Annotated in this window: 25 protein-coding genes, 1 tRNA gene and 1 pseudogene; 4 read left to right on the top strand and 23 right to left on the bottom strand. The window is 61.3% G+C overall.

Annotated elements, in window-relative coordinates:
• Positions 1 to 9: 9 nt before the first annotated feature.
• The 8 genes from Lysil_RS04235 to Lysil_RS04200 form a co-directional block, all read right to left on the bottom strand.
• Positions 10 to 978 carry a GDP-mannose 4,6-dehydratase gene (locus Lysil_RS04235; RefSeq protein WP_103074284.1) on the bottom strand — a complete coding sequence of 323 codons (969 nt, stop codon included), beginning with the start codon at positions 976 to 978 and terminating at the stop codon, positions 10 to 12.
• Complete coding sequence (locus tag Lysil_RS04230; RefSeq protein ID WP_103074283.1) at positions 975 to 1880, bottom strand: GDP-mannose 4,6-dehydratase; 906 nt, start codon at positions 1878 to 1880, stop codon at positions 975 to 977. Before Lysil_RS04230 ends, Lysil_RS04235 begins: the two co-directional genes overlap by 4 nt.
• On the bottom strand, positions 1877 to 3565 hold the full coding sequence (locus Lysil_RS04225) for a methyltransferase domain-containing protein (RefSeq protein WP_103074282.1): 1689 nt from the start codon (positions 3563 to 3565) through the stop codon (positions 1877 to 1879). The genes Lysil_RS04230 and Lysil_RS04225 overlap by 4 nt, the downstream gene beginning before the upstream one ends.
• Positions 3558 to 4799, bottom strand: a complete 1242-nt coding sequence (locus Lysil_RS04220; protein WP_103074281.1) for an ABC transporter ATP-binding protein — start codon at positions 4797 to 4799, stop codon at positions 3558 to 3560. The genes Lysil_RS04225 and Lysil_RS04220 overlap by 8 nt, the downstream gene beginning before the upstream one ends.
• The gene (locus Lysil_RS04215) at positions 4796 to 5590 is read right to left on the bottom strand and encodes an ABC transporter permease (RefSeq protein WP_103074981.1); all 795 of its coding nucleotides are present in this window, start codon (positions 5588 to 5590) and stop codon (positions 4796 to 4798) included. The genes Lysil_RS04220 and Lysil_RS04215 overlap by 4 nt, the downstream gene beginning before the upstream one ends.
• A gap of 17 nt (positions 5591 to 5607) precedes the next feature.
• Positions 5608 to 6942 carry a glycosyltransferase gene (locus Lysil_RS04210; protein WP_240600082.1) on the bottom strand — a complete coding sequence of 445 codons (1335 nt, stop codon included), beginning with the start codon at positions 6940 to 6942 and terminating at the stop codon, positions 5608 to 5610.
• A complete protein-coding gene (locus Lysil_RS04205; protein ID WP_103074280.1) occupies positions 6929 to 7312 on the bottom strand; it encodes a CBS domain-containing protein in 384 nt (127 codons plus the stop codon). Before Lysil_RS04205 ends, Lysil_RS04210 begins: the two co-directional genes overlap by 14 nt.
• 124 nt (positions 7313 to 7436) lie before the next feature.
• Positions 7437 to 7655, bottom strand: coding sequence for an HP1242/YdcH family protein (locus Lysil_RS04200; RefSeq protein WP_103074279.1), 219 nt, complete (start codon positions 7653 to 7655; stop codon positions 7437 to 7439).
• Positions 7656 to 7899: 244 nt separating this feature from the next.
• Between Lysil_RS04200 and Lysil_RS04195 the strand changes: the two are divergent.
• Positions 7900 to 9006, top strand: a pseudogene (locus Lysil_RS04195) (PilT/PilU family type 4a pilus ATPase); the annotation flags it as partial.
• Between the two features lie 111 nt (positions 9007 to 9117).
• Here Lysil_RS04195 and Lysil_RS04190 read toward each other — a convergent pair.
• The 8 genes from Lysil_RS04190 to rplM all read right to left on the bottom strand — a co-directional run bounded on the left by Lysil_RS04190 (position 9118) and on the right by rplM (position 13632).
• Positions 9118 to 9651, bottom strand: a complete 534-nt coding sequence (locus Lysil_RS04190; protein WP_103074277.1) for a type II toxin-antitoxin system YhaV family toxin — start codon at positions 9649 to 9651, stop codon at positions 9118 to 9120.
• Positions 9648 to 9977, bottom strand: a complete 330-nt coding sequence (locus Lysil_RS04185; protein ID WP_103074276.1) for a type II toxin-antitoxin system PrlF family antitoxin — start codon at positions 9975 to 9977, stop codon at positions 9648 to 9650. Before Lysil_RS04185 ends, Lysil_RS04190 begins: the two co-directional genes overlap by 4 nt.
• 72 nt (positions 9978 to 10049) lie before the next feature.
• Positions 10050 to 10718: a maleylacetoacetate isomerase gene (gene maiA, locus Lysil_RS04180; RefSeq protein WP_103074275.1), complete on the bottom strand. Its 669-nt coding sequence runs from the start codon at positions 10716 to 10718 to the stop codon at positions 10050 to 10052.
• A 4-nt stretch (positions 10719 to 10722) separates the two neighbouring features.
• The gene (locus Lysil_RS04175; RefSeq protein WP_103074274.1) at positions 10723 to 11706 is read right to left on the bottom strand and encodes a fumarylacetoacetate hydrolase family protein; all 984 of its coding nucleotides are present in this window, start codon (positions 11704 to 11706) and stop codon (positions 10723 to 10725) included.
• Positions 11707 to 11746: 40 nt separating this feature from the next.
• Positions 11747 to 12496: a 2OG-Fe dioxygenase family protein gene (locus Lysil_RS04170; RefSeq protein ID WP_103074273.1), complete on the bottom strand. Its 750-nt coding sequence runs from the start codon at positions 12494 to 12496 to the stop codon at positions 11747 to 11749.
• An 87-nt stretch (positions 12497 to 12583) separates the two neighbouring features.
• Positions 12584 to 12658: transfer RNA gene (locus Lysil_RS04165), tRNA-Gln, on the bottom strand.
• A gap of 144 nt (positions 12659 to 12802) precedes the next feature.
• The gene (gene rpsI / locus Lysil_RS04160) at positions 12803 to 13195 is read right to left on the bottom strand and encodes a 30S ribosomal protein S9 (RefSeq protein WP_103074272.1); all 393 of its coding nucleotides are present in this window, start codon (positions 13193 to 13195) and stop codon (positions 12803 to 12805) included.
• A gap of 8 nt (positions 13196 to 13203) precedes the next feature.
• On the bottom strand, positions 13204 to 13632 hold the full coding sequence (gene rplM, locus Lysil_RS04155) for a 50S ribosomal protein L13 (protein ID WP_103074271.1): 429 nt from the start codon (positions 13630 to 13632) through the stop codon (positions 13204 to 13206).
• Positions 13633 to 13766: 134 nt separating this feature from the next.
• Here rplM and coq7 point away from each other — a divergent pair, with 134 nt between their 5' ends.
• Positions 13767 to 14405, top strand: a complete 639-nt coding sequence (gene coq7, locus Lysil_RS04150; RefSeq protein WP_103074270.1) for a 2-polyprenyl-3-methyl-6-methoxy-1,4-benzoquinone monooxygenase — start codon at positions 13767 to 13769, stop codon at positions 14403 to 14405.
• 16 nt (positions 14406 to 14421) lie between these two features.
• On the opposite strand, the gene speD is transcribed toward coq7, so the two are convergent.
• Positions 14422 to 15213 (bottom strand): adenosylmethionine decarboxylase, encoded by a 792-nt coding sequence (gene speD, locus Lysil_RS04145; protein ID WP_103074269.1) that lies wholly within the window; start codon positions 15211 to 15213, stop codon positions 14422 to 14424.
• Between the two features lie 198 nt (positions 15214 to 15411).
• On the opposite strand from speD, the gene crp reads away from it, so the two are divergent.
• Both crp and Lysil_RS04135 read left to right on the top strand, forming a co-directional pair.
• Positions 15412 to 16101, top strand: coding sequence for a cAMP-activated global transcriptional regulator CRP (gene crp, locus Lysil_RS04140; RefSeq protein ID WP_103074268.1), 690 nt, complete (start codon positions 15412 to 15414; stop codon positions 16099 to 16101).
• A gap of 9 nt (positions 16102 to 16110) precedes the next feature.
• Positions 16111 to 16578, top strand: a complete 468-nt coding sequence (locus tag Lysil_RS04135) for a GNAT family N-acetyltransferase (protein WP_165782379.1) — start codon at positions 16111 to 16113, stop codon at positions 16576 to 16578.
• Here the strand turns inward: Lysil_RS04135 and Lysil_RS04130 are convergent.
• The 6 genes from Lysil_RS04130 to rpe all read right to left on the bottom strand — a co-directional run bounded on the left by Lysil_RS04130 (position 16575) and on the right by rpe (position 20942).
• The gene (locus tag Lysil_RS04130; RefSeq protein ID WP_425477147.1) at positions 16575 to 17273 is read right to left on the bottom strand and encodes a haloacid dehalogenase-like hydrolase; all 699 of its coding nucleotides are present in this window, start codon (positions 17271 to 17273) and stop codon (positions 16575 to 16577) included. The genes Lysil_RS04135 and Lysil_RS04130 overlap by 4 nt on opposite strands.
• Before the next feature lie 5 nt (positions 17274 to 17278).
• Positions 17279 to 18682, bottom strand: coding sequence for a sensor histidine kinase (locus tag Lysil_RS04125; RefSeq protein WP_129588353.1), 1404 nt, complete (start codon positions 18680 to 18682; stop codon positions 17279 to 17281).
• Position 18683: 1 nt separating this feature from the next.
• The gene (locus tag Lysil_RS04120; protein WP_103074265.1) at positions 18684 to 19358 is read right to left on the bottom strand and encodes a response regulator transcription factor; all 675 of its coding nucleotides are present in this window, start codon (positions 19356 to 19358) and stop codon (positions 18684 to 18686) included.
• A gap of 33 nt (positions 19359 to 19391) precedes the next feature.
• Complete coding sequence (locus tag Lysil_RS04115; protein ID WP_129588352.1) at positions 19392 to 19679, bottom strand: hypothetical protein; 288 nt, start codon at positions 19677 to 19679, stop codon at positions 19392 to 19394.
• Between the two features lie 108 nt (positions 19680 to 19787).
• Entirely contained in the window at positions 19788 to 20024 is a 237-nt protein-coding gene (locus tag Lysil_RS04110) for a hypothetical protein (RefSeq protein WP_103074263.1), read from the bottom strand.
• Between the two features lie 246 nt (positions 20025 to 20270).
• Positions 20271 to 20942, bottom strand: a complete 672-nt coding sequence (rpe, locus tag Lysil_RS04105) for a ribulose-phosphate 3-epimerase (RefSeq protein ID WP_103074262.1) — start codon at positions 20940 to 20942, stop codon at positions 20271 to 20273.
• Positions 20943 to 20983 lie beyond the last annotated feature (41 nt).

Below are 20983 nucleotides of genomic sequence, written 5' to 3'. Positions count from 1 at the left end.
CTCCGTGGATCAGGCCAGGCGACGCAGGTCGGCATCGACCATCATCGCCACCAGCGTCTTGAGATCCGTCTTCGGCTCCCAACCCAGCACCTGCTTTGCTTTTGAAGGATCACCAAGCAACACGTCGACTTCAGCCGGGCGATAGAATTTCGGATCAATGACAACATGGTCTTCTGTTGTCAGCCCCACATGCTCAAACGCGAGCCTGCACATTTCGCGCACCGTTGTTGTCGTTCCGGTAGCCACGACATAGTCGCCACCTGTCGGCTGTTGGGTCATCAGCCACATTGCTTCGACATAATCCCCTGCAAACCCCCAGTCCCGCCTCGCATCGATGTTTCCCAGGCGCAGCTCCTTCGCAAGCCCAAGCTTGATGCGGGCAACGCCATCAGTCACCTTGCGCGTCACGAACTCGATCCCCCTGAGGGGCGATTCATGGTTGAAGAGAATCCCACTGGATGCATGGATCCCGAAGCTTTCCCGGTAGTTGACGGTTGCCCAGTGCCCCATCAACTTTGCGACTCCGTATGGACTACGTGGGTAGAAAGGTGTCGTTTCGCTCTGGTGTTCGGCCTGGATCAGTCCAAACATCTCGCTGGTCGAAGCCTGGTAAAACCGGGCGTCCTTGTTCACTACCCGCAGTGCTTCGAGGACGTTGATTACTCCCACGCCATCGACTTGCGCTGTCACCAGCGGTTGCTGCCAAGAGCTTCCCACAAAGCTTTGCGCGCCGAGGTTGTATACCTCGTCTGCTTTGCTGGCCTCCATTGCCCGAATGAGAGACGAAAGATCCGTGATATCTCCATCAATCAGATGGACATCTCGTTCGATCCCAAGCTCTCGCAAACGCCAGAGCGTATCAGTGCTTCGACGCGCGAGAATACCGTGCACTCCATAACCTTTTTCCAGCAGCAGCTTCGAAAGGTACGCACCATCCTGACCCGTCACTCCTGTAATCAGCGCATTCTTGTTGCTCATTGATTCTCCTTGGAATTATTCAGAATATCTTCAAGAGTCCGGCGGATGTCGATCTTTGGACGCCACGCGGTGTCTTCATGTATCAGAGTGCAATCCGCAACAACCCGTCGTTGCTCACCAGGCCGCAACCTCGATGCGTCGACCTTGATTTCGGCCTCCACCTGTTCGATCTCCAGCATGGTGGACAGCATTTCCCGCACAGAGCGATCCCGCCCAGATCCGACATTGTAAATACGTCCGGTGTGCCCTTTGTGCAGCAATGCGGAATATGCTGCCACGATGTCACGCACGTCCGTGAAATCACGGGTGACATCAATATCTCCGACCGTAATCAATGGCTCCTGGCGCCCTTCCTTGATTGCCACGACTTGCCTGGCCAATGACGGGATCACGAATCGTGCGTCCTGGCCAGGACCGATGTGGTTGAAAGGTCTGGCGACCACGACGTCAAATCCGTAGGCGCGCTGCCAAGCAAGGCAGCATTGCTCGGCAGCAACCTTGCTGACTGCATAAGGGTTCCCGGGGGCGGGCAGTCTCGACTCCCGCACAGGCAGATCCGCCTCTTCCACCCTGCCGTACACATCGCCGCTGCTGACGTAGAGAAAACGACCCTGAAATCCAGTGTGCCGCAGTGCCTCGATCAGATTGAGCGTTCCGATGATGTTTGTGGAAAACGTCTCTTGGGGATCGTCGAACGATTTCGGGACAAAGCTTTGTGCCGCCAGATGCAGGACTCCATCCAGCTTTCCCTTGCTTGCGATCACGCTTTCAAGTACTTGGCGTTCGCGGAGATCGACTCCGTCGAGCGGGAATAACTCCCACTCGGAGCCAGGCATGCCCGCTGCCTGAATCAATCGCCCCACGAATCCGGTTGCGCCGGTCAACAGAAGCCTTTGTTTCACACTTTGACTCCGATCACCGCGTAATCCGGTGCAGCACGAGCCCGATTCAGGAGCTGATTGATCGAGTTTGCTCCAGGCAGTGCCGGATCGAGCAAATCCGGTGCCCCCCAATCACGCCCAGCGGTCAATCGCTCAATTCTCGCCTGCGTGAACCCTCTGGCTTCAACCATCCATTTCAAGGTGTTGGGGGGAATCGGATTCCGATGCGTCGGATCATTATAAAAATCGATGCTGCTCACCGCGAAATTCTCCGGATTGGGAGTCTCGAGGATCAGCAGTCCACCTGGCTGCAAAGTGCGGTGCGCCTCATCCAACAGCGCCACCAGATCAATCAGCGCCAGATGCTCGACCAAATGCATCGAGGTCACGGCGGAATAAACCGATTCAGGCTGGCCTCTGAGAAATCCCAAGGCGTCCATTGCATGAACATCAAGCCCCTTTGCATTGCAGAGCTCAACGAACGTCTTGTTCGAGTCCACTCCACACGCAGCAATTCCGTTCTCCCTGAGGATTTCCAGCCATTCACCGTTGCCACACGCCACATCCAGAACAGGCAACCCTGATTCCAGGATCCCCGCCTCCCTCAGGATGTCGATGTATGGCAGCATCCGTACGCGCAACAATGCGCTGTCACCTCTGAACTGGCTTTCGAAATTGACATACAGGGAGTCAAGGCGCCTTTCTGCTTCCCGCGCGATCTCAAGCTCACGCTCGTGGCTCTCGATGATCGCTCGCGCCCTTTGGGCCTCTACGGCAAGCTGATTGAACCGTGCAAGTTCCTGCTCGAAGACATGATGATGGCTCGATAGGGCTGTGATCCCACTGTCCAGTTGCAATGCACGACCTTCAAGCTTGCGTAATTCATCTGCCAAAACACCGGTGGCGTTGTGTTCACGTGCTAGACCCTGTTCGAAATCCATCATCCTTGATTTCAGGCCATCAGCCAAAACACCGGCAGCCTTGCGTTCACGTGCGAGACCCTGTTCGAAATCCATCATCCTTGATTTCAGACCAATTGCCTCGTCATTCGTACCTTGAATTCGCTGCTCGGCTGCACGAAGTCCTCCAGCCACTGCCTCTTCAATATCATGCAATGCCTGATTCGCACGGCCTTCGCGAAGTTCGGCCCTCTCGGTGATTGCTGCAAACTGGCTTAAAACACCAGCCGCCAACCTGTTCAAGTGATCGCCTAGCTCCTTGAATTCATACGCCTGCCGGGCAGCACGCGCATTTACTCGTCGATCGACGCTACCCACTCGATATAAACCATGCCCCCACCGAATGACACGGCCGATCAGAGGCAGTTTGCTCCATTGCCTCAATTTGGTAGGCAGGAGCAAGCCATCAATGTGAACTCTGTGCACCTCGCCCTCTGGCGACCACCGAAACCCGGCGAGCAGGTCGACAACATCGATTTCTCCGGCCCTGAGCTTGCCTACATGATGAGCCAAGCCATCTGGATCTGGAGGACGCTTCAGGATGCAGCGGTAAGCTGCCTCAACCAGGACGCTATCGGAGTACCGCAAAAAATCTCCGACCGCATAACTCTCCTTATATTCGATCGTGGGATTTACCCCGGACCACCATCCTATCGAGCCGCCGTCAGGCCTATCTTCACTCAAGCCCGCAGGCGACAGCCGCCTCCTGACTTCGGAAACAATCTCGGATGCATTTTTTTCACGCATCGCAAACAGCCCTTTTGTGTTCGATCGAAATCAACGCCGGCGCATAAGCCAAACCGACGAATGACGGGAATTTGACGTTCGCCACATTGAACATGATTGCGTAATCGCGCCATTGGTAGTTGTTTGCCAAATGCGTCTCAGCGCTGTGCAATGCTATGGAAACCGAATAACTTCCAACCCCAAACACAACTGGAAAGCGGATCATGTACTCGACTATGTCCCCGGCTTCAAGGCTTTCCAAGGACTGATCGGTATAGGCCGTGTTAGTCCCGTAAACAGGCTGTCCGAGGCGGTCGCGAATCATATACCCCAGCGTCAGCGTCGGAATCCGGGACGTAATCCGGACCTTAACCTGGATGGCGACCTCGTCTCCGACAGCAATGAACTCCACTGGACTCCCATTGGAATCGAGCAATGCCACACTCTCGATTGTTGCTTCCCCCGTTCCGGACTCCGTCGCAACAATCGCTTGGCGGCGCTCGGTCTTGATCGTGCGGTTTTCCTTTTCCGCAATCATGGCGTTGTAAAGATCCAGCACTTCCGCCGGTTCGCCATCAAGCACCATTCGGCCGCCATCAATGAGTATCGCTCGGTCGCAGAGCGTCTTCACCGCCGTAGGATCGTGAGAGACAAACAGAAGTGCCGTGCCCTGCTCACGGAACCCTCGGATCCTCTGGAGGCTCTTGTGTACAAAGTATGTGTCGCCGACCGCCAACGCCTCATCGACAATCAACAATTCCGGACGTCGAGCCGTGGCGACGGAGAAGGCCAGTCGCATCTGCATGCCGCTGGAATAGGTGCGCAGAGGCTCATCAAAATACTCTCCGATCTCGGCGAACTCTTCCACTTCCGACACGATCCGATCAAGCTGGTCCATCGGGATTCCCATTAACCCCGCAGAATGCATTGCATTTGCACGGCCGGTCAGCTCCTGATTGAACCCCAGGCCCAGTTCAAGCAGAGCGGCAATATGGCCATGACAACGCACATCGCCCTCTGTTGCGATGGTTGTTCCGGTTAGCACTTTGAGCAACGTACTCTTCCCTGCACCATTCTGCCCGACGATGCCGAGGGCCTCACCGCGATGCAGGCGAAAACTGATGTTCCTGATGACCCATTTGAGATGGGGATCTCCTATCCGTATTCCGAACCAGCCCGCCATGCGCTGCAGTTCGCTGCGATAGCTCGCATAGGCTTTGCCAATGTTTTCTGCACACAAGATGGTGCTGTTCATAGGACGTCAACCAGTTCTGATGACGCACGCCGAAACATGACCAGAGCAATCCCCAACACGAGGGTGGCGATGATGGCTACATAGAGAAGTGGGCCAATTTCCGGCGCACGTCCATAGAGGAGGACGTCGTGATAGGCCTCTACCAGAAGCACCAGAGGACTCATCTCCTGGAACCTTACGAGCCCAGGCGGAACTATATTGACCGGGTACATGATGGGTGTAAGCCACATCAGGAACTGAAGCACCACCGGTACAACCTGGCCGATGTCGCGCATGAAAACATTCAATACTCCGAACAACAGGCCAACGCCCAGCGCGAGAGCGACCGTGATCATCATGAGTATCGGCAGCCAACACATGGACCACGCCAAGGGCGCTCCGAAAGCAACCAACAAAATGAACACCGCCAAAAACAACGCCAAATTGTTGAGTATTGCGGATCCCCCAACTATCAACGGCAAAGTAATGCGCGGGAACTGGATTTTTCTCAACAATGCGGCATTGTCGATGAATACCGTAAGGCAGCGCATGACCACCTCGGAAAAAAGATTCCAACACAATATTCCTGCCATCAGGTAAATCGCATAGCTGTAGCGTCCTCCGACCCCGGGCAACTTGGCACCCAGCACCCGCGAGAGAACCAATGCCATGACGCCTACTTGGGCCAGCGGCTGCAGGATCATCCACAACGCGCCAAATCGACTCCTCGAAAAACGCACCCGGAATTCGTTCAACACGGAGCTCTGGATAAAGCCTCGATATTTCCACGCTGCGCCGGCACGCTGCGCCATGTTGACTCCAACGCTCCTCATGGCGTGCCAACTACGGCAGCTGCACTCAAAATTCGCTCGATCACTTCATCCTGCGGCATATGCAAGGCAGCCGGGGGCAATTGGCCACGAACCGCCATGCACATTTTTCGACTTGCGTCCTTCAGGCATGGCTCCGCCCAGCGGTCAGAATTGCCGCCCTGATATCTTCCTCCTACCGGTACGAGCACGTAATCCACGTTTGATGCTCCATTGGTCGTCAAATCAGTATTGCCCGACCAACCTGTCGCGATGACCGGTTTGCCTAAGAGCATGCACTCTGCAATACCGAGTCCGAAGCCTTCGGATCGATGCAATGAAACATAAACGTCGCAGCACCGCTGCAACGATCTCAGATGCGCGGAGTCGACCACTTGGTCGACAAAAATAATGCGGTGGTCTTCGGCGGCGATGTTGATCAATTCCTGCAATTCCAGCGGATGCCGGAAACCGTTGCTGGACTTGATGAGCAGCCGGACGTCATTCCGCTCAGGGAAGGCTTGCTTGAACGCCGCGATCGTCCCGAAGGGGTTCTTACGTTCCAGCGACGAACTGAAATCGAACGTCGTCAGGAAAATGTATTTGTCTTTGGGGAGACCAAAATCATTGCGCTGGAGACCGCTGTCTGGCCGTCCGACCGGCAACGGAATCGGCACTCGTGTGATGGGCTTGTCTGTAACCTTGCGGAACGCGGCCTCGATGAATCGGGACGCCACCAGTAGCCCGTCGACCATGTCCAACGCGGGCAACCACGCTTGTGGCACGTCTTCAAGCTCCCAGAACCAGCTGCCGATGACTCGCGTACCCTGAATTTTTTTCAGTACTTTTTTGAAAGAAGGATCGAGAAAATGGTCCGGATTCGCAAAGACGATCGTTGTCGGATAAGGGGCATCGTCAATGAGAAACTCATCAAAATCCGTATCGCCATCCTGGTGAGGCTGATCGATCTCGATGTTGTTGACGGCAACCGGCACACCGCACTCAATCAGCGCGCGCGTATACAGCCTCGCGCTTTCCGCAAGTCCGAATTGTCCCTTGAAGAACCCGAACACGTTGATTCCTTCGCCACCGAGCTGCGCGCGAGACCCGAACACTGGCAGATCCTTCGGAATCTGCCGGTCCCAGCCAGGTGTTCTCGGGAAATGCGTCGCACTGCTCGCCGCGATTGCGTTGTCGAGATTGCGATGAGAAACACGTGCGCGCAGACCTACTGGCAAGGTCTGATACAGCGCGCGTAACGGCGCAATCGTCCGCAGCTGACTGAACGTTGCCAGCCACTTGCGTTTTGCACGAGCACTGATTGGATCCACGCGGGTCACGTCAAGCAACAGCACTACCCAACCAATCCAGCAAATCCACCCGAGTAATCAACCCCGTCAACTTCCCGTTCTCCGCAATCATGGCGACATGGCCGCGCTCGAAGATCGGCAACAGGGTTTCAAGCGATGCACCCGCCGGAGTCAACTCCAGACGCGTGACCATCGCGATCGACACCGGATCGGCAAAGCGCTTCGGGTCGCCGTAGACGTGCAGCAGGATGTCGGATTCGTCGACGATGCCGGCGATGTGGCCGCCATCGAGGACTGGCAGCTGCGAGACATCGTGCTCGCGCATCAGGCGGTAGGCCTCGGATAGCGGGTCAGTGGGATTGGTGGTGATCGGTGCGCGCTTGATCAGCTCGCGGACGGTATTCGATCGGCTCATTGGGCTACCAGACACAAGGACTGTGACGACGAACCATTATCGCCGATCGAGCGTCACAACCGTGAACACAAAAACGCCGGCGAAGACGCCCATGCGTCCGCGCCGGCTGCCTGTCCGCCCCGCCTCAGTGGCTGAGGTCGGCGTAGATCCGGTTGAGTTGTTGTTTGAGCTGGAGCTTTTCGCGCTTGATGTTGCCCAGGGTCGCGTCATCGATGGGCAGGACGCCCAAGCCGGCTTCGGCGGTCTTCTTGTCGAGTTCCTGGTGTCGGTAATAGAGCTGACGGAACTCGGGGTTGGCTTTCATCAATGATTCGATCGATTCCTGGGGCTGCCCTTCGAACATTGCAAAACCTCCTGGGTTGGGGCGCCATCGGCACCGTGGGGGAGAGAGGTTGCTGGCCTCGATTCGACCCTACTCCCCTGCCTTCCCGACCCGCAAGCCCCGTGCCCGGATTCAGGTGAAGGGAACGGATAAATGCCCTCCATACGGCCACGAATGGTTGAGGCCCTGCCGTGTCTGCGCTTGCAGAATCGCCCCCGGCGTGATGCCATGGACAAATCGAATTCAGGTTCCGGGTTCCCCCGCCATGGACATCACCAATTTCCTGCAGCTGATGACCCAGAAGAACGGGTCGGACATGTTCCTCACCACCGGCGCGCCGATCCATATCAAGGTGGAAGGCAAGATCCACCCGCTGGGCACCTCGCCGCTGCCACCGGGGCTGGTCAAGCGCATCGCCTATTCGTTGATGAACGAGGAACAGCAGGCCACGTTCGAGCGCGAGATGGAGCTCAACATGGGCCTGATGCTGCAGGACACCGGGCGCTATCGCGTCAACGTGTTCCGCCAGCGCGGTGAGGTCGGCATGGTGATCCGCGCCATCCGCACGCAGATCCCGAGCATCGAAGAGCTGCAGCTGCCGCCGCTGTTCCGCGACATCATCAATACGCCGCGCGGCCTGGTCTTGGTGGTCGGTTCGACCGGCTCCGGCAAATCGACCACGCTGGCGTCGATGATCGACCATCGCAACAACACGATGACCGGCCACATCCTCACCATCGAGGACCCGATCGAGTTCCTGCATCGCCACAAGCGTTCGCTGGTGAACCAGCGCGAAGTCGGCATCGACACCAGGGGCTTCCACAGCGCGCTGCGCAACGCCATGCGCGAGGCGCCCGACGTCATCCTGATCGGCGAGATCCTCGACGCCGAGATCATGGAAGCGGCGATCGCCTTCGCCGAAACCGGACATCTGTGCCTGGCGACGCTGCATTCCAACAACGCCGACCAGGCGCTGGAACGCATCCTCAACTTCTTCCCGGAAGCCTCGCACAAGAACGTGCTGATGAACCTGTCACTCAACCTGCATGCGGTGATTTCGCAGCGCTTGGTGAAGGGCGTCGACGGCAAGCGCCTGCCCGCGACCGAGCTGCTGATCAACACGCCGCATATCCGCGACCTGATGCGTCGTGGCCAGATCCACGCGATCAAACAGGCGATGGAGGAGTCACTGGAGGAAGGCATGCACACCTTCGACCAGTCGCTGTTCCAGCTGGCGAAGGCGGGTCGCATCACTCAGGAAGAAGCGTTGAACGCGGCCGATTCGCGCGACGGGCTGGCGGTGAAGTTCCGCCTCTCCGAAGGCGCCGATGCCGACCACGATCCCTATGCGGAAATTTTCGCAGCGCAGGCGGCGGCCGAGGCGTCGAAGCCTGCTGCGCCAGAAGCTGCGGAGAAGGACAGCGCGATCACTCCGCCGACGATGCCCAATCTGAGTCAGGGCTTCGAGAATATGTATTGATCTTCATGTCCCGAACTCGCCGCCATGGCGTCCGGGATCGAGATATGACAAACGCTGTTGCAAATTCATCGTTTCGGCGCGCGCTTCGGCCAGCAACTGATTCCAATCATCGGGTGGTCGCCCGCTATCCAGCATCTTGCCGAAGATCCGGTAAGCATCGTCACTGCTTTCGTATGCGCGCTTGGTCCCTTCATCGTTCACCCAAGCGAACACGATGACTTTGCTTTCGGTATGAAAACGAAAAAACAGTCGATATTGCTGGAAGAATTTCGCCCGGAACCAGTGTTTGCGACTGTTGCCCAGCGTGCGCCCTTGCCGGTATTCCGGCCGTGCAGGGTCTCGCGGCACGACATCAAACGCCAGCCTGACAATGGCTGCCAGCCTTTTGCTGGCATTTTTCCCCACGTATCCGACAGGATCTTTTTGCTTCAGGGATTCGACCTGTTGGGCCAGAGCATCAAGTTGCCCGAGGAACAAGGGGTGCGCAAAAATCGTCCAGCCGTGAATGACCAATGGCGCATGTATCCCCGCGCTCATTCGTCATCCGGAGACAGGGCCGCATCGAAATTGATATCGACACCTTCCGTCAATGCACGGAGCCGGTGCACGAATCGTGTGTCCACCGTCTGGAGTCGTTCGGGATGATGTGCGAGATCGTCCGCCAGAAACTCCAGGAAGCGCTCGATGACAGGGTCGTCTCCATCTGCGGATTCGGCGCGCGTGAGTACGACTTCACCACTTGAGCGAATTACGTAATGGATCTTGTCGCGCTTCCCGAGCCTGAGGGCGCGTCGGATCGTCTCCGGCACCGTGGTCTGGTAGCGGTCGGTCAGGGTGGACTCGGCTTCGAGCGTCGTGGACATAGCAGTGCGATTTTGGCCTGGACCGCGCCAATGGTAATGCATTTGGCTTGCCAAGTCAATGCAAATGCATTGTCAACTATTCTTCGGCGCATCCGGCTGGTTGTCGGGGTGCGCGGCGATGAAGGCAGGGTGCGCGGCGCAGACGGCGTCGATCGCGGCGATGCGTGGGAACGCAGCAACATCCATGTCGAAACGGCGCGCGTTGTAAAGCTGGGGGATCAGCAGGCAATCGGCGAGCGTCGGCGTGTCGCCAAAGCAGTAGCGCCCCTGCGGCGAGCTCGCCAACATCTCCTCGAACGCCTGCAGGCCGAGGCTCGTCCAGTGCCGTACCCATGCCTGGCGCTGTTCCTCACTGGCGCCGAGTGCGCCCAGCGCCTTCAACACGCGCAGATTGCCAAGCGGCTGGATCTCGCAGGCGATCGATTGCGCCAATGCGCGAATGCGCTGGCGATCCGCGGCATCACCGCGAACCAGGCGCACGCCGCGATCCGGCCAGACTTCATCGAGATATTCGAGTATGGACAGTGACTGCGTGAGCAAGCGGCCATCATGTTCCAGCGCCGGCACCAGTTCCTGCGGATTGCGTGCATGGTGTTCGGGCGAATGCTGCTGGCCGCCACCCTCCACCAGGTGGACTGGCACCAGTTCGTACTGCAGTTCCTTCAACGCGAGGCCGATGCGCGCGCGATACGACGCGCTGGAGCGCCAATAGGCAAACAACCGCAGTGACGGATTGGTCATGAGGTCAACCCGCGCGCTCGATCTTCTGTTCGATCGCACCGAAGATCGACTTGCCGTCTGCATCCAGCATTTCAATGCGTACTGTGTCGCCGAACTTCATGAAGGGCGTCGACGGCTTGCCATCGCGCAGGGTTTCGACCGTGCGTTGCTCGGCGAAACACGACGCACCCAGCGACGTGTCCTCGTTCGCCACCGTGCCGGAACCGACAATGGTGCCGGCGCTCAGCGGACGCGTCTTCGCCGCGTGCGCCACCAGTTGCGCGAAATCGAACTGCATGTCGACACCGGCTTCCGGCGCACCGAACCACTGGCCGTTGATGTGGGTGAGCATCGCGCGATGCAGCTTGTTGCCCTGCCACGCATCGCCCAATTCGTCGGGCGTGACGAACACCGGTGACAGCGCCGAACGCGGCTTCGATTGCACGAAGCCGAAGCCCTTGGCGAGTTCCGGTGGGATCAGGTTGCGCAGGCTGACGTCGTTCACCAGTCCGACCAGCTGGATATGTGCGGCCGCCTGTTCCGGTGTCACCGCCATCGGCACGTCGTCGGTGACGATCACCACTTCGGCTTCGAGATCGATGCCGTAGTCCTCGCTCACCACTTTCACGGCATCGCGAGGGCCGTAGAAACCGGCGCTCACCGCTTGGTACATCAGCGGATCGGTGTAGAAACTTTCCGGCACCTCGGCGCCACGGGCGCGACGCACGCGTTCGACATGCGGCAGGTAGGCGCTGCCATCGACGAATTCGTAGGCGCGCGGCATCGGCGCGGCGAGATCGCCGATCTCCAGATCAAACGCGCCTTCGGCATTGCCAGCGTTCAACGCTTCCGACAGTGCATTGAGGCGCGGCGCGATGTTCGTCCAATCTTCCAGCGCACGCTGCAATGTCGGTGCGATGCCGGTCGCGCGCACGGCCTTCGCCAGATCGCGCGAGACCACGATCAAGCTGCCGTCACGCCCGCCTTCCTTCAGTGAACCCAGTTTCATCGTGGCCTCGAAGTATTGATATCGGTTTCAATTGTAACTGTCAGGCGTCGCCAAGAAAGCCGGCTGCGCGGAACGTCACCACCAGCGTGTCGCGATGACCGGATGTCGTGTCCGGCCGCGGGCGGATCGGTGTCGATTCATGGATGACACGCGCATCCTCCATGAACAACAGGCTCCACGGCGCATCCAGGGTGAAGCGCTGGCCATCGGGGCCGGCGACATCGAACACCCGCGTTTCACCACCGATGATGCCCTCGCGCGCGACCAGCAGCACGGCGACGAAATCGACGCCATCGCGATGCGCGCCTTCCGGCGTTGGCCGGCCAATGCCGTCGGCGGTATCGATGCGGAACTGATGCGCCTCGACATGCCAGCGCGGCGTGTTCGGCTGCAAGGCATCGCAGGTCGATGCCAGCGCCAGCAGCAATCGCGACCATGCCGGCTGATCGAGCGTCGGCGTTTCCACCGGCTCGAACCAGCGCTGCATGCCGCCGTGGAGCGCGTTGTATTCCACCGGCTGCCAATGCGCGCGGTGCGGCTGCAACGACAGCGCGCCGTGTTCGGCAATGAAACTGGAATGTCGGCGACGGCGATAACGCCCGCCATCGCGCAGATATCCGTCCGGTTGCAGGTGATCCCAGGATGGCAGCAAGGCAGCGAACGCACCCGCATCGACGTTCGCGAGCGCCATGACATCGGCCGACGACAGCACTGCGGACCCGCGCGTGCGCAGCGCTTCGTGGAAGCGTTCCAGCGGCGTATACGGCGGAGGGAAGCTGATATCGCTCATGACCGTCCTGCGTGCGTGATCCCAGTATCCTGAAACACGAAAGCCCGCACGGTGGCGGGCTTTCTGTGCCGGCGCACCGGCTTGGTATGGCAGCCCCGGAAGGATTCGAACCTCCGAATGCCTGAGTCAGAGTCAGGTGCCTTACCGCTTGGCGACGGGGCTATAAATCCGATTGTAAAACCAAACGCGCTTGCATGCAGATTTGAATGCAAGCGCGTAGATATTCGTCTTCTGGCTAAGGCGCGTCGGCAAAGACAGTACAAACTGTACGGCGAGCCGACGCGCCAACGCCAGAAGGCGAAGAGCTTAGCGCTTCGAGTACTGCGTTGCGCGGCGTGCCTTGTGCAGGCCGACCTTCTTGCGCTCGACTTCGCGGGCGTCACGGGTCATGAAGCCGGCCTTGCGCAGCTCGCCCTTCAGCGTTTCGTCGTACTCGACCAGCGCACGGGCGATGCCGAGGCGAATGGCGCCGGCCTGGCCGGTGGTGCCGCCGCCGGTGGCGGTGACGACCACGTCGAACTTGTCGGTCGACTGGGTCAGTTGGAGCGGCTGGCGCACGATCATGCGCGCGGTTTCGCGACCGAAGAATTCCTCGATGGTGCGACCGTTGATGGTGATGTTGCCTTCACCCTTGCGCAGGAACACGCGGGCGGTGGAGGACTTGCGACGGCCGGTGCCGTAATTCTGCTGGATAGCCATGTGAGTTCTCAGAAGGACAACGGCTTGGGCTGCTGGGCGGCATGCGGATGCTCGGGGCCAGCGTAGACCTTGAGCTTGCGGTACATGGCGCGGCCGAGCGGATTCTTCGGCAACATGCCCTTGACGCCGATCTCGATGACGCGCTCCGGGTGGCGCTCAAGCGCCTGGCCCAGGGATTCGGTCTTGAGGTTGCCGATGTAGCCGGTGAAGCGGTGGTACTTCTTGTCCGTCAATTTCTTGCCGGTGACCACGATCTTCTCGGCATTGATCACGACGAGGTAGTCGCCGGTATCCATGTGCGGGGTGTAGGTAGGCTTGTGCTTGCCGCGCAGGCGCGTGGCCAGTTCGACGCAGAGACGGCCGAGGGTTTGCCCTTCGGCATCCACCACGTACCAATCTTGCTGCACGTTGTCTGCTTTGGCAGAAAAGGTCTTCATGAGCTTTGACTCTGTGTGATCGGTACATGGTCGGGCTGGTTCCGGGGACCGGAACTTCACCACGCGATGTGCGATGTGTGGAACAAAAGAGGCGGAATGATAGCGGGAATCCGGCGCTTGCGCAACAATGCCGGATGTTTCGCCAGCCCTCCCGCCTCGACGCCCTGCTCGCCGACGCCCAGAACGCCGTGCAGACGGTGGCCGGGCGGCCCCAGGCCGAGCGCCCCAACCCCGGCAATGGCGAGGCCGACCTGGTGCTGGACGCGCCCGAGCGCCGCCACGCCGCCGGGCTGATGCGCATCAACCACGTCGGCGAGGTCTGCGCCCAGGCGCTCTACCTCGGCCAGGCCGCCGTCGCCCGCGACGCCGCGACCCGCAGTCACCTGCTGCACGCCGCGCAGGAAGAAACCGATCACCTGGCCTGGTGCGCGGACCGCCTGCGCGAGCTCGACAGCGGGCCCAGCCTGTTCAACCCGCTGTGGTACGCCGGCAGCTACGCCATCGGCGCACTGGCCGGGTTGCGTGGCGATGGCTGGAACCTCGGCTTCGTGGTCGAGACCGAACGCCAGGTCGAAGCCCATCTCGATGAACATTTGCAGGAATTGCCGGTGGCCGATGCGCGCAGCCGCGCGATCCTGCAGACGATGAAGGCCGATGAATCGCGCCACGCCGATGCTGCGCAAGCCGCCGGCGCGCGCAAATTGCCGTTCCCCATTCCCGCGGTGATGACCGCGGCGAGCTGGCTGATGAAGACGGTCGCGTACCGGATGTAACGCGCGGAAGCGCGCATCACTCCTGCAGGTTGCGTCCTTGATACAACTCTTCGATCTCGCGCTTCAGGCGCGCCTCGATCTTCATCCGGTCCTTGAACGAGAGGTTCTTCGCCTTCTCCTCGAACAGATACGTATCGAGGTCGAAATCCTTGAGATGCATCTTGGTGTGGAACAGGTTTTCCTGGTACACGTTGACGTCGAGCATCTCGTAGCGCGACTTGATGTTCTTCGCCAGGTAATCCTGGATCGAATTGATCTTGTGGTCGATGTAGTGCTTCTTGCCCTTGATGTCGCGGGTGAAGCCGCGCACGCGGTAGTCGGCGATCACGATGTCCGACTCGAAGCTTTCGATCAGGTAGTTCAACGCCTTCAGCGGCGAAATCACACCGCAGGTGGAGACATCGATGTCGGCGCGGAACGTCGCGATGCCGTTGTCCGGATGCGTCTCCGGATAGGTGTGCACGGTGATGTGCGACTTGTCGAGGTGCGCGACCACCGCATCGGAGATCACGCCCTTGGCATCGGCCTTGTCGATCACCGGCTCTTCGGAGATCAGGATCGTCACCGACGCGCCCTGCGGCTCGTAGTCCTGGCGCGCGATGTTGAGGATATTCGCGCCAATGATCTCCGCCACATCCGTGAGGATCTGGGTCAGGCGATCGGCGTCGTACTGCTCGTCGATGTACTCGATGTAACGCTTGCGCTCGTCCTCGGACGCCGCATAGCAGACATCGTAGATATTGAAGCTGAGCGACTTGGTGAGATTGTTGAAGCCTTGCAGCTTCAAACGGGGCAGCGGCTTGATCACCAGGGGGCCTCGGGGTCCGGCAAGGCGGCGATTATGCGGCATAGCCCCCGCCCCCGAAACAGCGGGTTCATGACGGTCGTCGCGAACCTGAACCGAAGCCCGCCACAGAACCCCGCCGACCCGCCGCTGACGGCCGTGAGTTGCCGTGGACAATTCTTCGCCATACCCTTGGAGGGATTTCATGCCTAGCGGGTCAGAATGAACTATCACGCCCTGTCACAGTTCGGTGCCCAACGCCCTCCCGCGAGCCCGTTGTCCCTCGATGCAGCGACAGTCGACCGCTTCCTGTCACGCTGTCAGCGCCACCGCTATCCATCGCGGGTCGACGTGTTCCGCCCCGGCGATCCGGCCAGCACCCTCTATTACGTTCTTGACGGCTCGGTCAGCATCCTGACCGAGGAAGAAGACGGCCACGAACTGATCCTCGGCTACTACGGCAAGGGCGAATTCGTCGGTGAAATGGGCCTGTACATCCAGTCCGAACGCCGCGAAGTCACCCTGCGCACCCGCGTCCAGACCGAACTGGCGGAAATCAGCTACGAGCACCTGACCCAGCTGCTGACCGGTGAACTGGCCGCGGATTCGCCCAGGATCCTGTTCGCGATCGGTGCCCAGCTGACCCGCCGCCTGCGCGATACCGGGCGCAAGGCCGGGCGCCTGGCCTTCCTCGACGTCACCGACCGCATCGTCCGCACCCTGCACGATCTGTCCCAGGAACCGGAAGCGATGACCCATCCGCAGGGCACCCAGTTGCGCATTTCCCGCCAGGAAATCGCCCGACTTGTCGGCTGTTCGCGCGAAATGGCCGGCCGCGTGCTGAAGAAGCTGCAGGCCGACGGCTTGCTCCACGCCCGCGGCAAGACCATCGTCCTCTACGGCAGCCGCTGAGGCATGACCATGTCGGGCTCGGACAGGCACGCTCTGCCCGAAGCCGACCTGCGGCTGGCCACGATGATGGATGCCGATGACGTGGCATCCCTGCTGACCACGTTGGGCTATCCCTGCGATCGCCAGGACGCCGCCAACCGCATCCTCACCATCATCGAGAACGACCGCCAGACACTGATCCTGGCGCGCGGCTCGGATGGCGCGGTTTCGGGCCTGATCGCCCTCGACTTCATGTACTACTTGCCGCTGGACACCACCACCTGCCGCATCACCGCGCTGGTGGTCACGTCGGAAGCGCAGGGCCGCGGCATCGGCCGCCAGTTGCTGCGCGAAGCCGAGCGTCGCGCCCGTAGCACTGGGGCGGCCCGCATCGAGCTGACCAGCGGCTCGCAGCGCACCGACGCGCACAAGTTCTATCGCGACAACAACTACAGCGACGGCACCGTCCGTTTCGTCAAATATCTCGGCTCCGCCTAGTCGCCGCCCCGCCCCGGGCATCCCCAATTGAGGATCGGCGTGTCCGGTCGCAGCAGGCGCCGGAACAGTTCGACCGCGCCCGGCTTCGGGTTCACCACCACCGGACGCCGCGCCGCCAGCAGCAGCGGCAGGTCAGCGGTGCTGTCGCTGTAGGCGACATCGATCGGTGCGGTGAAACCGGCATCGCGGATCATCGTCATCTTCATGTCGTGGTGGCAATGACGGGTCGCCATCATTCCGCCGAAACGCGGCCCGAGCTCGGTGCCGATCACCGGCAGATCGTCATGGGCGACGAAATCGAGGATCGCCCGCGCCAGTTCCGGTGGCGCGCCGGTCGCGACGATCACCAGGTCGCCACGCTCGCGATGCATGTGCAGCACCTTGAATGCATCCGGCAGCAGGCGCCGGCGGATCTCGTCGGCATGGCTGGCGACGTATTGGTCGATCACGCTGTCGAGATCGCGCTGCATGCCCACCGTTCCCGCCCAGACAAAGGCGGAGATGCCGCGACGGCGCGTCGGCAGGTACGCGACCATCGGCAGCGCCACCGGCGCGATCAACAACGCCAGCAGGCGTCGCCACCATGCACGACGGATCAGCCACGCGAACAGATGGCTGCCGGAATCGCCGCGATAGAGCGTGTGGTCGAAATCGAAGACGACGAAATGGCGTGGATCGGGCATGGAATCGACGATGAGGATCAAGCGGCGGCGCGCGGAAGAGTAACCCGCACCAGCAGGCCGCGGCTGGAATCCGGCCGACTGGCATCCGACATGCCGTGGTCGCGCAATTCGATGTGGCCACCGTGGCGCGTGGCGATCGCGCGCACCAGGCTGAGGCCGAGCCCGCTGCCGGGCGAACCGCGGTGCGCTTCGAGGCGCTCGAAACGGTCGAACACACGCAGACGATCCTGTTCCGGGATGCCGGCGCCCTGGTCGGCGACATCAATGATGACGACATGCTCGCGCGAATGCAGCGCGAGCCGGACCACGCTGGCATCGGGTGCATATTTGACCGCGTTGTCGAGCAGGTTCAGCACCATCTGGAACAACTGGTCGGCATCGCCCGGCGTGTCGGCGTCCGCGCCTGCCAGTTCGATGCGGATGCCGCGGTCGGCGGCGATCGGCGCGTACATCTCCTGCGCATCCTCCAGCAAACGCCACAGCGGCACCCGCGGCGCATCCGGCCCCAACGTTTGCGCCTCGATGCGCGACAGCCGCAACAAGCCGGCGAAGGTGCCGAGCAACTGGTCGGTGTCGTTGACGGCGGTCTCGAGCGATGTGCGCTGCGACGATCCCGGCGGCGTGTCCTCGCGCAGGTCATCGAGGCGGTTGCGCAGGCGCGTCAGCGGCGTGCGCAGGTCGTGGGCGATGTGGTCGGTGGCGGCGCGCACGCCTTCCATCAATCCGCCGATGCGATCGAGCATGCTGTTGACGCGCTGGGCGAGGCGATCGAAGGCATCACCGCTGCCATCGCCGGGCACGCGTTGCGTCATGTCGCCGGCAGTGATGCGCTGCGCAGTCGCGTCCAGTGCGCGCAAGCGCTCGGTCACCCAGCGCGCGATCAGGCTGCCGAGCAGCGCACCGAGCGCGACGGCGGCGACCAGCGCGGCGATCGATGCCTGCAACATCAGTCGCCGGAAACCATCCTGCGCGCGCGTGCGCAGCGCCACCACCAGCGTGCTGCCATCGCCGAGCTGGGTCGCCTGGGCCATGGTGTGGGCATCGTCGTCGGTGTTTTCATCCACGAATTCGTAGCGACGGCTCGTGCCCTTGACGGGCGGCGACGCCAGCGGCAACGGCAATGGCAGTTCCGCGCCGGCCAGCAGGCGGCCATTGGCATCCCACAACGCGAAGGCGCTGTCGGGATCGTCCGGTTGTTCGGTGCGCGACTCCACCTCTTCGCGCAAGGCTGGCAAGCCGCCGGAGCGCGCGACATCGAGCAGGCCGGCAGTCTGCAAACGCAGCACGTCCTGGCCGTCCTTCCCGAGCAAATGCGACACCGCGAAATAGACGCCGGCACCGAGCAGCATGAACGCCAGCAGGAAGGCGGCCGACACCATCAGCGCCAGGCGCCGGCTGGTGGAGCGCCAATGCAGCGTCACCTCAGCCGTCCAGTCGGTAGCCGGCGCCGCGCACGGTCTGCAACAGCGGGTGATCGAAGCCGTGGTCGATCTTCTGGCGCAGGCGGCTGATGTGGACGTCGATGACGTTGGTCTGCGGATCGAAGTGGTAGTCCCACACCGATTCCAGCAGCATGGTGCGGGTGACGACGCGGCCGGCGTGGCGCATCAGGTATTCGAGCAGGCGGAATTCGCGCGGCTGCAATTCGATGCGCTTGCCGGCGCGGATTGCTTCGCGCTTGAGCAGGTCGAGCTCGAGGTCGGCGACCTTCAGCTTCACTGGCTCGGAGCCGCCGGAATTGCCGCGGCGCGCTATGCTGTCGAGGCGCGCGCTCAGTTCGGCATAGGCGAACGGCTTTGCGAGGTAATCGTCGGCACCGGCGCGCAATCCCTCGACGCGATGCTCGACATCGCCGAGTGCGGTCAGCAGCAGCACCGGCGTGCGGTTGCCGGCCCCGCGCAAGGTGCGCAGCACCGTGAGGCCATCGAGCGCCGGCAACATGCGATCCATGACGATGGCGTCGTACTGCTCGGTGGTGGCGAGGAACAGGCCCTCGCGACCATCACTGGCGCCATCGGCGGTGTGGCCGTCTTCCCGCAGGCCCTTGAGGACAAAATCCGCCGTCTGCGTATCGTCCTCGATGACCAGGATGCGCATGCACCAACTCCGCTTCGACTCGAAACCGCAAGCTTAATGCTTGAGCGGTGGATTTCGTGAATCGGGGCGCGGCTTCGCCGGCGCTGTCGACTTGGGCATGTTCCAGCGTTCGCAGATGCCCAGCTTGCTGCGGCGCGCGCAACGGCGCATGACCTTCCCGTGCGGCTGGCCGACGCCATCGCGCGCATTGCCCGGATCGACCGCCGCCGTTGCGGGTTCCGCGCCGCTCGTCTGCACGACGGCCATCGGCACCGCTTGCGCGGACGCGGCCAGCAGTCCCGGCAATCCGAACAGCATCGCGATGCTCAATGCCCGCCACATCATCCGTTCCTCCAACCCTTCAAGACGAAACCGCCCGCGCAGGGCGGGCGGTTCGTCGGTCCTGACGCCATGCGGAGACCCAGCGGCCCCGCATCACGCACGCGTCCCTTACTTGGCCGGGGTCGCGTCCTTGGGTGCATCCATGCCGGCGTCGGTCTTGGCAGCCGCAGCCATGTGGTGATGGCGATGGTGGCGGTGATGCTTGTGGTGCTTCTTGTGGTGATGCTTGGCCATCGGCTTGGCATCGGCCGGTGCAGCAGCAGCCGGCGCCGGGGCGTCCTGGGCGAAGGCAACATTGGCGCCGAAGGCCAACAGGCCGGCGAACAGCAGGGCGGAAAGCTTCATTTGGACTTCCTCATGACTGTGTGGGTTGCGACAACCGGTGGGAGATCCACCGTGTAGCCACGATGCGCCGGCCGGAGTGCCCACAGGCTTGCCCCAACATGAACATTTGGTCATGTCGCCGCACGAGGTGTCACGACGCGGTCATGCCGCATCTGCAGCATGGAAGGCCATAGCAGGGAGGAAACGCGGGGGATGGAACCTCCAACCCTTTCCGGCCGGCGCCTTCGGGCGTCGGTTTTTTCGTGCTCAGCGCACCGCAGCGACCGCGGCCTTCATCCGCGCGATGACGTCGCGATAGTCGGACTGGCCGAAGATGGCCGATCCGGCGACGAAGGTGTCGGCGCCGGCGGCGGCGATCTCGCCGATATTGTCCGGCTTCACCCCACCGTCGATCTCCAGGCGGATCGGCTTGCCGAGGGCATCGATGCGCGCGCGCACCTCGCGCGTCTTGCGCAATGTCGAGGGAATGAAGGCCTGGCCACCGAAGCCGGGATTGACCGACATCAGCAGCACGTATTCGAGATCTTCCAGCAGGTAGTCGAGCACATCGACCGGCGTTCCCGGATTCAGCACCACGCCGGGCCGGCAGCCACTGGCGCGGATCAACTGCACGGTGCGATGCGGATGCAGCGAGGCTTCGGGATGGAAGCTGATGTGGGTCGCGCCGGCCTGGGCGAACATCGGCACCAGCGCATCGACCGGTTCGACCATCAGGTGCACGTCGATCGGCGCGGTCACGCCGTGCTTGCGCAACGCCTCGCACACCATCGGGCCGATGGTGAGGTTGGGCACGTAATGGTTGTCCATCACGTCGAAATGCACCCAGTCGGCGCCGGCGGCGAGGACGTTGTCGACCTCTTCGCCGAGGCGGGCGAAATCGGCGGAAAGGATGGACGGTGCGATGACGGTGGATTGCATGGCGCGAGACTCCTGTTCAATCCGATGGCCTACCCTGATTC

It is taken from the genome of Solilutibacter silvestris, assembly GCF_002895945.1.
Classification (GTDB): Bacteria; Pseudomonadota; Gammaproteobacteria; order Xanthomonadales; family Xanthomonadaceae; genus Solilutibacter; species Solilutibacter silvestris.
The sequence above is the reverse complement of the archived record's forward strand: the minus strand, read 5'-3'. Positions and strand labels throughout refer to the sequence as shown.

What these genes read in the sequence shown, in the direction of transcription:
- rpsI (WP_103074272.1), bottom strand. Translation starts at nt 13,195, where the DNA reads ATGGCTATCCAGCAGAATTACGGCACCGGCCGTCGCAAGTCCTCCACC.
- Lysil_RS04120 (WP_103074265.1), bottom strand. Translation starts at nt 19,358, where the DNA reads ATGCGCATCCTGGTCATCGAGGACGATACGCAGACGGCGGATTTTGTC.
- Lysil_RS04135 (WP_165782379.1), top strand. Translation starts at nt 16,111, where the DNA reads ATGTCGGGCTCGGACAGGCACGCTCTGCCCGAAGCCGACCTGCGGCTG.
- Lysil_RS04175 (WP_103074274.1), bottom strand. Translation starts at nt 11,706, where the DNA reads ATGAAACTGGGTTCACTGAAGGAAGGCGGGCGTGACGGCAGCTTGATC.
- Lysil_RS04190 (WP_103074277.1), bottom strand. Translation starts at nt 9,651, where the DNA reads ATGAGCGCGGGGATACATGCGCCATTGGTCATTCACGGCTGGACGATT.
- Lysil_RS04235 (WP_103074284.1), bottom strand. Translation starts at nt 978, where the DNA reads ATGAGCAACAAGAATGCGCTGATTACAGGAGTGACGGGTCAGGATGGT.
- crp (WP_103074268.1), top strand. Translation starts at nt 15,412, where the DNA reads ATGAACTATCACGCCCTGTCACAGTTCGGTGCCCAACGCCCTCCCGCG.
- maiA (WP_103074275.1), bottom strand. Translation starts at nt 10,718, where the DNA reads ATGACCAATCCGTCACTGCGGTTGTTTGCCTATTGGCGCTCCAGCGCG.
- Lysil_RS04215 (WP_103074981.1), bottom strand. Translation starts at nt 5,590, where the DNA reads ATGGCGCAGCGTGCCGGCGCAGCGTGGAAATATCGAGGCTTTATCCAG.
- Lysil_RS04110 (WP_103074263.1), bottom strand. Translation starts at nt 20,024, where the DNA reads ATGAAGCTTTCCGCCCTGCTGTTCGCCGGCCTGTTGGCCTTCGGCGCC.
- Lysil_RS04200 (WP_103074279.1), bottom strand. Translation starts at nt 7,655, where the DNA reads ATGTTCGAAGGGCAGCCCCAGGAATCGATCGAATCATTGATGAAAGCC.
- rpe (WP_103074262.1), bottom strand. Translation starts at nt 20,942, where the DNA reads ATGCAATCCACCGTCATCGCACCGTCCATCCTTTCCGCCGATTTCGCC.
- Lysil_RS04115 (WP_129588352.1), bottom strand. Translation starts at nt 19,679, where the DNA reads ATGTGGCGGGCATTGAGCATCGCGATGCTGTTCGGATTGCCGGGACTG.
- Lysil_RS04170 (WP_103074273.1), bottom strand. Translation starts at nt 12,496, where the DNA reads ATGAGCGATATCAGCTTCCCTCCGCCGTATACGCCGCTGGAACGCTTC.
- Lysil_RS04220 (WP_103074281.1), bottom strand. Translation starts at nt 4,799, where the DNA reads ATGAACAGCACCATCTTGTGTGCAGAAAACATTGGCAAAGCCTATGCG.
- Lysil_RS04205 (WP_103074280.1), bottom strand. Translation starts at nt 7,312, where the DNA reads ATGAGCCGATCGAATACCGTCCGCGAGCTGATCAAGCGCGCACCGATC.
- coq7 (WP_103074270.1), top strand. Translation starts at nt 13,767, where the DNA reads ATGTTTCGCCAGCCCTCCCGCCTCGACGCCCTGCTCGCCGACGCCCAG.
- rplM (WP_103074271.1), bottom strand. Translation starts at nt 13,632, where the DNA reads ATGAAGACCTTTTCTGCCAAAGCAGACAACGTGCAGCAAGATTGGTAC.
- Lysil_RS04225 (WP_103074282.1), bottom strand. Translation starts at nt 3,565, where the DNA reads ATGCGTGAAAAAAATGCATCCGAGATTGTTTCCGAAGTCAGGAGGCGG.
- Lysil_RS04185 (WP_103074276.1), bottom strand. Translation starts at nt 9,977, where the DNA reads ATGTCCACGACGCTCGAAGCCGAGTCCACCCTGACCGACCGCTACCAG.